Genomic DNA, 11,615 nt, shown 5'->3' on the forward strand with positions numbered 1-11,615 from the left:
AACTTTATTCTACCAAACGGCTATAGACCATGTCTATTTTTATGAAATTGAATTTGCGAAACTAATTATACGTTATCGAATTAAAAGGTCAAATCCATACAGAAATGATGAAAGCAATCTTGAAATTTGAAATCAGAGTAAAATAATCATACTACATGAATGAAAAACGGGAGATACACAGATATTTGTGCTATCTCCCATGTTGTTTTTGTGTCATATCAAGGCTCATTCAATCGTGGTAAATTCGTGGTAAAATGAATAGTTTTCTATACTTCAAAATGTTTGAAAGTATAGTGTTTATGCGGATAATCAAAAATCAGATATAAAATTTATTATAAATAATTAAATCATTCATACTTACCTGAATTTGTAATGTTTTTCCATATTTTCTCATAATTATCTACTATAGTTTTTTCTGAGGTCAAAAATGCAAACATAGATATACTTGAATAGAGAGTTTCCGCCGAATCAAAAACCACACAACTTTCATCATGAGTTAGATTTCTCTTTGAATATATTTCCGATACAGGCATAAATGAATTTTCTTCCTCTTTGGTGTATTTATACCCATCAATACATCCTAGATTTTTTAAAAATATTAAATAAGTATCTTCGGTCTTCAGATATTGCCATCCGTTAGTGTAAAATTCTTCACCTCTAACAAATGATACAGGTTCTATAATGTAAATACAGTCACCTACTGAAAGATTAGCAGAATTATCCTTATAGATTTCCTCTATTTTTACCATTGTTTTTGTTGATCGTAAACTCATTTCACGAGAATTTGTTACAGTTATACGAGCTATTAAAGAAGAATCTTTTTCCATATCATCCAATGAGTAATTACTTTCATTGTTAAAGTAAGAAGTTTTCTGCCCTCCTGTATAGAAAATTTCCATAGCTGTATTTTCTGATAAAGCAATATCAGGATCATGAACCCCTGTAGTTGTTTTTATCCCAGTCTTTCCATAGAATAAGGCTGTCACCATACAAATGATTACAACACAGATAGTTAATACAAATTTCTTCATTACATCAACTCCTTAATTTTACCAAATTCCATGCATATCTTCTCATCCGCTAATATTTCAATATCTTCTTTATTATGGCTTGTCAGTATAGTAATGGTATCATTCTTTTTTTCTTCCAATATACGTTCACGAAATAAATCAATGCTATGCTGATCCAATGCGTTAGTTGGCTCATCCAAAAGCAAAATTTTTGGATGTTCCATCAGTGCTTGACAAAGAGCTAGTTTTTGACGCATTCCTAATGAATATTTATTTACTTTTTTCTTTGATTTGGGATCAAGACCAAAGTATATCATTATTTCATATATTTCTTCATCTGATACAATTCCTTTTATATTGGAAAGCATTTTCAAATTTTCAAATCCTGAATACATACTCCAAAAAGAAATATTTTCAATAACAGCTCCTAAATCTGGTAAAACATCCATATCTTTATGTAATGCCTTGTGATTATATTTTATGTATCCTTTGTCTGTATTTATAAAACCTGCAATGGCTCTGAGTAGCATTGTTTTACCTGAACCATTTTTACCATATATTCCATATATTTTACCAGATTCAAATGTATAACTGATATCATCAAGCACTTTTTCACCTTTAATTGACTTTGAAATAGATTTTACATATAAATTCATGGATATCATTCACCTCACAATATTTGTTTTTTTTCGCAAAGAAATTTACCTATCCACACCAAAACAGCGGATGATATAACTGAAATGAGACAGCTTGACTTAAAATTCAATAAATCTATATTGCTTGTAGTCCATTCGTAATTTTCTTCGACATAATATATAATAAGCTTGTTATGCCAATTAAATAAAGGAATATGTAGCAAGGAATAATGCCAAATTTTCCATATAACATTTCCCATTGAAAAATAAAATCCACACACCATTACTGGAATAAAAAATACAATAAATGCAACGATGTATCCTATAATTGAATCTTTCCAAAATGAAAACAAATAACTAATCATTTGCAAATGAAAAATCTCTATCAATAGCATAAAAATAACTTTGAAATCTTCTAAGCCATTAGAGGTATGCTCTACAAAAAGAAAAAACAAATAATCGGAAACAACTACAATACAGTCACGTAATATCATTTTTATTAATATATCCTTATAAATTATGTGTTTTTTCCCATAACGAGGAAGTAGAATTACCATGTTATCATTTGCATCATTAAATAAGTCCATTGTAAGATAACAAATCTCAAGGATAAACAAAATCGCAAAAAATGATAAAGATATAAGGTCAAACGAATGATCTATTAGTATTCCCCCAAAATATATTTGTGAACGTACTCCTTCTGTTATTGTAACCAGACTATTATGAAACCCCAAGTACACATTAGCATAAAAATATCTAATTACAAATGTTATAAGTGATACTAGTAAGCATTTTCCAACATTAACATTCAAAATTTTTTTCTTATATAACTTCATAATTTTTTATTTTTCTCTGTATAATGCCAATACTTAATCCAAAAATAAGCAATATCAGAACAATTTCTCCTATTATATTTCCATGAACATTAGGCATAATATAACCTTGTATAGAGAATTCATTTAGCCCAAAGACAGAAACAATCAAATTAAAAACAATATAGAATATAAACAAAGCACCAGGTATCTTTGCGAAATATAGAACTTTCATTTTGTTATAATATGAAAGAGCATAAGCTAAGATAGCTAATCCCGAGCCAAAAATTCCGTAATTAAAAATGTATATTAGATTATATAAAGTTGGATGTTGCAATCTCACCATATCAAGAAAATTGTCAGCGTTATATGATACCAAACCTATAGCGTAATCAGGTTCTCCCCAAGCACTGTCATATCCATGTATTGGATATGTCAAGTGGCATAATAATAAATTTATGAGCATTGGTATTGTTATTGTCAAAAAGGTTACAATCAGAATGCCAAATAATTTTCCTGCTAAATATTTCTTTTTCCCGATTCTTTGAATAAGTAGGATTGAACTATTGCTTTTTTCTTCTCTTATTAAGGAAAGTGATGCAATAATTGTTGCATAAACAGGCAATAACAGATACATTATATATGGAATATATGCCGCTTCAGTGCCCTGTAATACGAAATTTTCATTTGCTGAACGAATAAATTGATAACTTTTTCCTATATCATTTTTTACACATAAAATATACGAAGCAATATTTAAAATCATTAGAGCAATAAAAACAACTTTATATTCTGCACGATCAATACAATGTTTGATTTCTATAAGAACCATTTTTTTCATAATCTTTACCAAAAGGGCATAAACCCACGAAGAGGTTTATGCCCATCCCTTCTGTTATCTAAAATCTACATTTCCACTTACAAATGCAGTTGATAATTGAGATTGATAATTTTCCATTCCCATACCGACCTGTGTGTTAGTAGAATTATAACCGCTCTTGGTAAAGATTAAATTACAAGATCCTGTTCCAACACCCTGCTTATACTTATTAGATATTTTACTCTTGCTGTTATTGACAGCCCAGAAATTTGCGTAAGAGGTATTGGTAATTGCTGTTACCTCATTTGTGATGTAATCATCGGATGTTGTTTTTGCATGCATAGAGGTAAAGTTATTAGTCTTATTCAGTTTAAGTGCATAAGCGGTGTAAGATGCCGCCTGAGAATATGCTGCTGAAGAAAGAAATACACATCCTGCACAAAACAAACCAATACCTACTTTTGCAATCTTCTGTTTTAAACTTTTTAACATCATAGTCAATTCCTCCCAATCTTATTTTTTTAACTGCGTTGGTACTTTTGGTTCATACAACAAACCACGGCACAATGAATTTGCATTACTTCGAGCAATAGCAGTCACTGCCTGAAGTACGAGACGGGCACTTTTCTGGGGTGCCTTGTTTACTTGCTTATTGTCCATCGTTTTCACCCCCCCCCCTCCTTAATTGTCTGACAATTACAGACAACTTTATTTGTTTACCATGGTATGTGCTTAATATAACAGAGTATTTAATTTTTTCAATCCCTCTATGCACGAATGGTAGCCCAACATGCACGAACTGTTCTACATATAGGTATAAATCGAGTAGGAGGCGGTGACTAACCGCCGTCCTCTCACAGCACCGTACGTACCGTTCGGTATACGGCGCTTTCAATAGTTGACGTGCACAGACTGATAGGCTGTGGCTAAATCATAAAAGCCACTGTTTATCAGTCTTTCTTTATTCAGCGCCCAAATCACAGCTTTGTTATTGCTGATATACCAATACTTTCTGCGACTGTTTGCTATTGTTGACGCATAGTGTTCTGGGATTCCAAGTTTGACTAGATTTTTATATTTCGTTCTAGGTTTCTTCCACTGTTTCCATATACACATGCGTATTCTGTGATAGAGCCATCCGTTGATGTCATCTATGTTGCTCTTCATACTTGCAATTCCGTAGTAGTTAAGCCATCCCCTTGCATACACCTTGATTTTCTCAAGGCTTGGCTTGATTGACTGACATCGCTTACGGGAAGATAACTCCTTCAATCTGGACTTAAACTTCTTCCATGACTTCGAATGAACTCGGACATAAGTGCCTTTCCCGTTCCTTCCCAATGCAAAGCCAAGGAATTTAAAATTTCGGATTGCAAACACGCTGACAGTACGGCTCTTTTCTCGGTTGACTGTAAGTTTCAGCCTCTTCTCAAGATATTTTGTACTGCTTTCCAAGAGTCTCTCTGATGCTCGCTTGCTCTTTGCAAGAAGCACGATGTCATCTGCATATCTTATGCATGGAACACCTCTTTTCAGGAACTCCTGGTCGAACTCATTGAGGTAGACATTTGCCAGCAATGGTGATAGATTTCCACCTTGTGGTGAGCCTTCCTCTGTGTCAATGACCACTCCGTTTTCCATTACACCGCTTTTCAGATAGCGCTTTATCAACTGTACTACACGTTCATCTTTTACATTCTTCCGGAGAAGATTGATGAGAATTTCGTGATTAAGAGTATCGAAGTACTTTGACAAGTCAAGGACTACAGCAAATGTATAGCCTTGTTCTGCATACTCCTTAACCTTAAGTATTGCATCTTTTGCACTTCTGTTCGGACGATAGCCATAGCTACCATCTGCAAACAGCGGTTCATAGATTGGCACTAACTGTTGGGTTATTGCCTGTTGAAGTGTACGGTCTATCACTGTTGGTATGCCAAGCTTTCGCACACCACCATCTGGTTTGGGAATCTCAACTCGTCTTACTGGAGACGGAGTATACTTTCCACGATAAATGCGGTCAGTTATCTCTTGTTGATGTTCCTTTAGATATGGAAGAGCCTCTTCAATGGTCATGCCATCAATTCCCGGCGCTCCCTTGTTTGCCTTAACTCTCTTATACGCTCTGTTAAAGTTGTCTTTATACAGTATCGTTTCCAAAAGTCTCGGCTGTGCACTGTCTCTTTCTTTCCATATCCGATTGAATGACCTGGACGCTTTCACATACCCTTCATGTTCCGCATTATCTCTTTGCGAACAGCCATTGTTTTCAATGTTTTCTGCCATAGACGGTCATTCCTCCTTTCTCGGTCATACTCAAGACTCCTACTGATTCGGTCCTTCACCTCTCGGCTACTATGACCTCTGCTGACTTCTATGCGTTCAGCATTGCTTTATGCAATGGTTACCTCTTTCAAGGCATACCGCACAGACCTCCCTAGGTACCACACGTTTCTTCCTCTCCATCCATCTGCCTCATTTATCATGCATGATTCCGTGTAGTTATTGGGCTTTAACATGGGTTGCTGTCTTACCCACATGCATGACCTCATATGAGATTTCTGTTCGTCAGACCAGAGATTTGCCCGTGAGTTGGTATATTCCTCACATCCAGCTTCCTTCAGATTCCATCTCACGATGGACACCCTTGCCTTCGGCTATATCCTTCCCACTACCGGGCGGATTCGGGACTTTAACCCGTTAGAAACGTGCGCCGCTAGGCGCACAACCGAAAAGATGGCAGATAGGTTAAGCACCTACCTGCCATCTTTAATCTATATATTTCAGAAATAATGATTAATTATTGTCAGTCTCATATATAGATTTATAACGCTCTCGATCAACTGGAATAATCTCATTATCATTAGCATCTTTATATGTAATAAACTCATCGTATTCTGTAACTGATTTTTCCTCTGAGACAGAATTAATAGAATACATATTCGAATCGTTACACATTACATTTGAATTTGGACCAGAAATTAGTAACGAACCATCCTCTTGTGCATATGCCAAAAAGATATAAATGGAATTTTCGGAAGGCAGTGAATCATTCTCAAACAGATAAATAGCATCTTGTTTTTCTGAAATTCCGCCTTGTTTAACAATAGGAATAGGTTTATCTGTAATAAGTTCACCTTTTATATTTTCGAGAACCTGAATAGTATAATTAGTGTAAGGCGAACCGACCTCCTTAGGATTTCCTTTTTCATCTTCAGTCGTTATAACATTTCGATACTCGGTTCCATCGCAACTGACAACCTTTGCTACAAATACGTAATCACAGATACCAACAGCTTCGCGAATGTTATCAGTATCATATACAAAAGATGCGTGCATCTGGTGGATTGGCAAGTTAGATACATTTGTATTCAGTTGACTTGCATTATTTTTGGATGCACATCCTGTAAAAAACATTCCTACGATAAGAACAATAGACAAAATACCATAGATACTTGATTTTTTCATAGCGTTCTCCCTCCCCTAATAATTATTATATGCGGCATCATATGAATCTTTATCATTTTGAGATAATGCCTGCGTACTAGTATGTCCCGTAATTGCTGCATCCATAACATCTGTTGAAGTACTGTGATCCAACACATACTAGTACACATTATATATCCTGTTAATATTCCTAAAGTACGACATCTTATCATCTCCACTCCATATTATAGATTCTCAGAATACTTAAGATGTAGTAGTATACCTTGAATATAACAAAATCTTTATACTTTTCAATACCTCTATGCATGAATGGTAGCTCACTATGCACAAACGGTAGCATATTATGTTGTGTACCTACTTTATTGATGATAAAATATGACGGAGAATGATTAAAGGAAGTGGTAGCTATGCTATATATTGACTCAATATGGGAATATATTGTTAATTTCTTAGAACTGGCATTGTTTATAATATTTATCCATAAAAAATTGCGTATTCGAGCAAATTATAAACATCAAGCAGTTTTGATGTTTCTTTTCGTATCATTTCAGTTTGCTGTGTTATGCACGCTGAATAAAATGGGAATATCATCCTACAGCACTTTGATGTCATCTTGTGTTTTGGACATTGGATATGCAGTATTGTTCTATCGTGATAGTATAATTCGCCGTATCTTTTGGGGCTTTTCGTATTCCATCATTTGCTTAGTTGCAGAACAGATTTCGTTCTTTATTCCCGTTACTCTTTATAAAGGAGCGTCTCTGGAGCTATTATTAGGTGGAACATTACGGAAGCCATATACCATGTTATATTTGGCAATGATAGCTGTTTTTGTCTTGTTATTTCATTCTATTGGAAACAAAGACATATCTCTTTCACCGTTCCAAAAAGTTGCATATATTTTCATCGCAATTTCTGGACTTGCAATCGGGCACTACATATTAAGGCTGACTTTGGAATCTGTTGATAAATTTGGTGATTCATCCTTTTCAGCTAGGCTATCATTGGTTGACTTGTTTTTTATTATTTTATTTTTAGTATTGATGCTATACATATACCAGCTAGGTTATTCAAAAGAAGAAAACATACGATTACTGGAAGAACAAAAGATTTATGAGCTGGAAAGGACTGAGTTCAATAGCTTATCTGAGACAACTGAACGATTACGAAAAATGAAACATGATATGCAGATTTATGTGGATGCAATCAACGTATTAGCAAAAGACAAGAAATGGGATGAACTTATAGCATATACAGAGCAATACCATAACACTCTTGCAACTACGCAAAGTGCCATAGCAACGGGAAATATTGCTATTGACTGCATACTTGCCGCAAAACTTGATTATGCTGAAAAACACGGAATTAAGACAGAATATTCTATTATGGCTCCTGAAAATTTTCCGCTTGATTCTGTTGAGCTTTCATCCATACTTGGAAATATATGGAATAATTCCATTGAAGCAGGAGAAAGACTTATAATCTCTGATCCAACCGAGCATCCATACATTTATTTTTATATTAAACCTTACCAGAATATGATACTGATTCACATTGAAAATAATTATGATGGTGTGATAAAAGGTAGCATTGATGGAGACATTTTGAGTGTTAAACAAGGAAAAGAACATGGACTTGGGATAAGACGAGTAAAAGAGCTTGTAGAAAAGGCAGATGGCGTATTGCAGATTACATCTGATAACAAAATTTTTTCCGTACATATTATGATACCGGATAAGGAGAATAACAAACTACTATGAAAATGAAAATAACCATACTTGAAGATTCTGTGATCGAATCAGAACGGCTGAAAAATGGAATAAGAAAATACGGGCAGCAATATGATTGGGATATTGAAATTGACGAATACGAATCGGGCGAAGAATATTTTTCAAAAAATTCTGAAGGCACAACTATACAGGCTTCAGCATTTTTCCTTGACATACAAATGGGGCAAATGAATGGAATTGAGGTTGCTAAACGCCTTCGTGAATCTGGTTATCAAGGTATTATTGTATTTTTAACAGCTTTTAGAGAATATGTATTCCGAGGATATGAAGTCAGAGCTTTAAACTACTTGCTAAAACCCGTCAAGGAAAATACTCTTTTTCTGTGTTTGGATGAAATCGCGAAGGAGTTATCTAATAATACCTACATATACCGAAACAAGCAGGAAATTGTAAGTATTCCCTATGCAGATATATTGACATTTTCGAGCAGATTACATTATGTGGATATATTGACCGTAGACGGCAAATGCTATGAACAAATGTCTACCCTAAATAAGATTATTGTCCATTTGCCAAGTGAATTTATCCGAACCCATCGTTCTTATATTGTAAATATGGCACATATCTATCGTATTACATCAGGAACGATTGAATTGTCAAATCATCTAACTACACAAATCGCACGTTCTTATTCCAAAGACGTGATAAGTGCTTTTGCCAAATATACAACAAGATTTGATACAAGCGGGGATTTTGAATGATTACGAAGTGGGCTACATCTATTGCTAATAAGTTAGCAGAACTATCCGGGGAGGATGTTTCTGCGGATCAATTAGAAATATACATATATGGCTTAGAATGTTTTTTGAATACTTTTATAACCATAGTGTTATTGTTCGTATGGGGAGTTTTATCACATACACTCGGCTATACCCTAATTTGGGTAATTACCTTTTCATTGTTACGACATTATACCGGAGGTGCCCATGCTCCAACGCAGTTAACATGTATCTTAGGCAGCTTTTTTCTCGGTTGTCTTGATAAGTGGGCTATAATCTATTTAAAGCCAACTGTACTAGGATATTTGATACTTGTCCTTATGTGTATATTATTTGCACCTATAAGTAACCATAAAATATGTTTAACCACCAAACAAAAATGGATACATAAACTTATTTCTGTGATAATTGTTAGCATTGGATTTCTGCTGTTTTATAAAATTGGAAACACGAAGATGAATACCACATTGTTTTATTCCTTTTTCTGCGTAATCATTCTTATGATAGTCGAAACAATTAAAAATCTAATGAGACACTTTAAATAGCAGGATGACTTTTCATAAATATTCAAAAAAGATAAAGAATTTGATGGTCTTTATCTTTTTTGAATTTAATTAGATTATCTAGCTCCTCTGTCTGATGGCGAACGATAGTTAAAATCTCTGTCCTGTTCCCGTTTCTGAACTTCTGCCTGTTTTTCTGCCAGCTTTCGATGGATTGAGTTTTCTCCATACTTGGAGTTCCATTCCTTGTTTGCTTTGACATAGGATTCATACTCGGACTTGAAATCTGTTCCTGCTTTACCTTTAAGATTTCCTTTCGCTCCATCCCCGATACCAAAGCGTGATCCACAGTACGATTCCAGTCCTGTATGACCTTATTATTGAGTGTAATCTTATCTGCCTTTGGATTGTTCTTACCGATTTTCTTAGTGGCAAGATAGACATCCCCACGCTTGAATGCAGACAGCTTTTCTTTCTCATCTTTGACAAGTCCGTTGATGACATCGGTATAAAATACCTTGACCTCATCTAAGAAATGTTCCTGCTTAAAGCGAGCGTCCTTGATGGTAAACATCTGTCTTTCGTAGACCTCACCTTTCTTGATCACCTTACACCTTTTACGGATAGTTCCATTCTCGTCTAGGATTTCTTTCTTGGTACGAACATGATTACCTTTCTCATCATAGAACATATTTCTGGTGGCAATCTTTTCTATCGGTTCGTCAAGATAATTTCGTTCTGCAAAGATAAGATGGATATGATAATTCGTCTTTCGTTTGTTATGATGGAGTGCTGCAATACAATCAACACCATACCGACTTTTGAATTTATCCGTCATATATTTTAATAGTCCGTCTGGCGGATAATCCACAAAGGATTCCGGCAGGGCAATGATAAATTCTCTTGCTTCGATACATTTTCCCTCTGTACCGCTTTTCTTAAATTCTGCCTGATTGCACTTGGCAAGTTCTGTCCAAAATTTTCGGTCTGTGGTTTCATATACCGCATAGAGATTTTCCTGTTTTTTGTCACTGGAGATATAATAGATTCTTCCACGAACATTATGGAGCTTTGACATCTGCACAAATGAATTTCTTGGCATAGCGATTTCCTCCTTTCCCAGTTTTGATTTTGGAAAAGAGGACAGATAAGATAGATGAGATGTGAGTAGTAAACTTTCCCTGTGAGCGAGTGCATAGGCACTCGTCTTGCGAACACATCCGCCTTGTGGCGGCTAAGCCTCGCAGAGCGAAATACACAGAGTACAAAACGAAGTTTTGTGCGATGGGTGTATTTCGCTCTCAAACGCCGAGGGCTTGCTTATGAAGTTCACTTTTAGCTGTAACTGTTCCCTCAGCACCTAATTTTGTGCCTTTAATGGCACACTTTTTATGTGCCGTATCCGGCACTCCCTTTTCTTAACAGAAATGCTAGAAGATTGCTATGAAAATCAGCGAAACAATAGACGAATCCGTTAGCACTTTTGCCTTAACAATAGCATTGTTCTATTATTCAGACTTTTTAGCAAAAACCGTAGAAACAGTAGAAGTCTGCTATTAAAATCGAAAAAACAATAGCACGATTCGTTAGCATTTTTGCCCTGACAATAGCATTGTGTTACTTCGCTTACTTTTAAACTGTGTCTGGCAAGGAAGTGGTAGTAAAAGTTCCTATTAAATTTCATTTTTAATAGTGCATTGTTTTATTACATTTTGATTTTAATAGAGCTTTTTACTATTAACTCTTTGAAAATGTACCCCATAGATTGGACACTCAAAATCATAGTAGCGTACACTTTTTGTCATAGGTCGGACAGCTTTTTTCATAGCTACACTTGGTATGACTTCTCACAGCACTTTTTGTAAGTTGGGTGGACTTG

The 11,615-nt window shown here is 35.1% G+C and carries 12 protein-coding genes; 3 read left to right on the forward strand and 9 right to left on the reverse strand.

Annotated features, from left to right (window positions below):
- Positions 1 to 347 precede the first annotated feature (347 nt).
- The 8 genes from ACESZP_RS17540 to ACESZP_RS17575 all read right to left on the reverse strand — a co-directional run bounded on the left by ACESZP_RS17540 (position 348) and on the right by ACESZP_RS17575 (position 6,745).
- Positions 348 to 1,031 carry a hypothetical protein gene (locus ACESZP_RS17540; RefSeq protein ID WP_008397017.1) on the reverse strand — a complete coding sequence of 228 codons (684 nt, stop codon included), beginning with the start codon at positions 1,029 to 1,031 and terminating at the stop codon, positions 348 to 350.
- A complete protein-coding gene (locus ACESZP_RS17545; protein WP_015559483.1) occupies positions 1,031 to 1,666 on the reverse strand; it encodes an ABC transporter ATP-binding protein in 636 nt (211 codons plus the stop codon). The genes ACESZP_RS17540 and ACESZP_RS17545 overlap by 1 nt, the downstream gene beginning before the upstream one ends.
- Before the next feature lie 14 nt (positions 1,667 to 1,680).
- The gene (locus ACESZP_RS17550) at positions 1,681 to 2,481 is read right to left on the reverse strand and encodes a hypothetical protein (RefSeq protein ID WP_008397014.1); all 801 of its coding nucleotides are present in this window, start codon (positions 2,479 to 2,481) and stop codon (positions 1,681 to 1,683) included.
- On the reverse strand, positions 2,468 to 3,298 hold the full coding sequence (locus ACESZP_RS17555; protein WP_008397012.1) for an ABC transporter permease subunit: 831 nt from the start codon (positions 3,296 to 3,298) through the stop codon (positions 2,468 to 2,470). The genes ACESZP_RS17550 and ACESZP_RS17555 overlap by 14 nt, the downstream gene beginning before the upstream one ends.
- Positions 3,299 to 3,352: 54 nt before the next feature.
- On the reverse strand, positions 3,353 to 3,772 hold the full coding sequence (locus tag ACESZP_RS17560; RefSeq protein ID WP_008397010.1) for a hypothetical protein: 420 nt from the start codon (positions 3,770 to 3,772) through the stop codon (positions 3,353 to 3,355).
- A gap of 18 nt (positions 3,773 to 3,790) precedes the next feature.
- A complete protein-coding gene (locus tag ACESZP_RS17565; protein WP_015568874.1) occupies positions 3,791 to 3,937 on the reverse strand; it encodes a cyclic lactone autoinducer peptide in 147 nt (48 codons plus the stop codon).
- 231 nt (positions 3,938 to 4,168) lie between these two features.
- On the reverse strand, positions 4,169 to 5,563 hold the full coding sequence (ltrA, locus tag ACESZP_RS17570; protein ID WP_055222806.1) for a group II intron reverse transcriptase/maturase: 1,395 nt from the start codon (positions 5,561 to 5,563) through the stop codon (positions 4,169 to 4,171).
- A 510-nt stretch (positions 5,564 to 6,073) separates the two neighbouring features.
- Positions 6,074 to 6,745, reverse strand: a complete 672-nt coding sequence (locus ACESZP_RS17575) for a hypothetical protein (RefSeq protein WP_008397007.1) — start codon at positions 6,743 to 6,745, stop codon at positions 6,074 to 6,076.
- Between the two features lie 386 nt (positions 6,746 to 7,131).
- On the opposite strand from ACESZP_RS17575, the gene ACESZP_RS17580 reads away from it, so the two are divergent.
- Genes ACESZP_RS17580 through ACESZP_RS17590 form a run of 3 tightly spaced genes read left to right on the forward strand, consistent with a single transcriptional unit; the run spans position 7,132 to position 9,778 of the window.
- The gene (locus tag ACESZP_RS17580; protein ID WP_499709904.1) at positions 7,132 to 8,484 is read left to right on the forward strand and encodes an ATP-binding protein; all 1,353 of its coding nucleotides are present in this window, start codon (positions 7,132 to 7,134) and stop codon (positions 8,482 to 8,484) included.
- On the forward strand, positions 8,481 to 9,215 hold the full coding sequence (locus ACESZP_RS17585; protein WP_015559482.1) for a LytR/AlgR family response regulator transcription factor: 735 nt from the start codon (positions 8,481 to 8,483) through the stop codon (positions 9,213 to 9,215). The genes ACESZP_RS17580 and ACESZP_RS17585 overlap by 4 nt, the downstream gene beginning before the upstream one ends.
- Positions 9,212 to 9,778, forward strand: coding sequence for an accessory gene regulator B family protein (locus tag ACESZP_RS17590; RefSeq protein ID WP_008397001.1), 567 nt, complete (start codon positions 9,212 to 9,214; stop codon positions 9,776 to 9,778). Before ACESZP_RS17585 ends, ACESZP_RS17590 begins: the two co-directional genes overlap by 4 nt.
- 22 nt (positions 9,779 to 9,800) lie before the next feature.
- Here ACESZP_RS17590 and ACESZP_RS17595 read toward each other — a convergent pair whose 3' ends face one another.
- Positions 9,801 to 10,838 carry a MobA/MobL family protein gene (locus ACESZP_RS17595; RefSeq protein ID WP_499709906.1) on the reverse strand — a complete coding sequence of 346 codons (1,038 nt, stop codon included), beginning with the start codon at positions 10,836 to 10,838 and terminating at the stop codon, positions 9,801 to 9,803.
- Positions 10,839 to 11,615: the final 777 nt, after the last annotated feature.

The organism is Candidatus Dorea massiliensis AP6, assembly GCF_964245105.1.
Lineage (GTDB): Bacteria > Bacillota > Clostridia > Lachnospirales > Lachnospiraceae > Laedolimicola > Laedolimicola intestinihominis.

What these genes read in the sequence shown, in the direction of transcription:
- ACESZP_RS17545 (WP_015559483.1), bottom strand. Translation starts at nt 1,666, where the DNA reads ATGAATTTATATGTAAAATCTATTTCAAAGTCAATTAAAGGTGAAAAA.
- ACESZP_RS17595 (WP_499709906.1), bottom strand. Translation starts at nt 10,838, where the DNA reads ATGCCAAGAAATTCATTTGTGCAGATGTCAAAGCTCCATAATGTTCGT.
- ACESZP_RS17560 (WP_008397010.1), bottom strand. Translation starts at nt 3,772, where the DNA reads ATGATGTTAAAAAGTTTAAAACAGAAGATTGCAAAAGTAGGTATTGGT.
- ACESZP_RS17590 (WP_008397001.1), top strand. Translation starts at nt 9,212, where the DNA reads ATGATTACGAAGTGGGCTACATCTATTGCTAATAAGTTAGCAGAACTA.
- ACESZP_RS17555 (WP_008397012.1), bottom strand. Translation starts at nt 3,298, where the DNA reads ATGAAAAAAATGGTTCTTATAGAAATCAAACATTGTATTGATCGTGCA.
- ACESZP_RS17550 (WP_008397014.1), bottom strand. Translation starts at nt 2,481, where the DNA reads ATGAAGTTATATAAGAAAAAAATTTTGAATGTTAATGTTGGAAAATGC.
- ACESZP_RS17565 (WP_015568874.1), bottom strand. Translation starts at nt 3,937, where the DNA reads ATGGACAATAAGCAAGTAAACAAGGCACCCCAGAAAAGTGCCCGTCTC.
- ACESZP_RS17575 (WP_008397007.1), bottom strand. Translation starts at nt 6,745, where the DNA reads ATGAAAAAATCAAGTATCTATGGTATTTTGTCTATTGTTCTTATCGTA.
- ACESZP_RS17580 (WP_499709904.1), top strand. Translation starts at nt 7,132, where the DNA reads ATGCTATATATTGACTCAATATGGGAATATATTGTTAATTTCTTAGAA.
- ACESZP_RS17540 (WP_008397017.1), bottom strand. Translation starts at nt 1,031, where the DNA reads ATGAAGAAATTTGTATTAACTATCTGTGTTGTAATCATTTGTATGGTG.
- ACESZP_RS17585 (WP_015559482.1), top strand. Translation starts at nt 8,481, where the DNA reads ATGAAAATGAAAATAACCATACTTGAAGATTCTGTGATCGAATCAGAA.
- ltrA (WP_055222806.1), bottom strand. Translation starts at nt 5,563, where the DNA reads ATGGCAGAAAACATTGAAAACAATGGCTGTTCGCAAAGAGATAATGCG.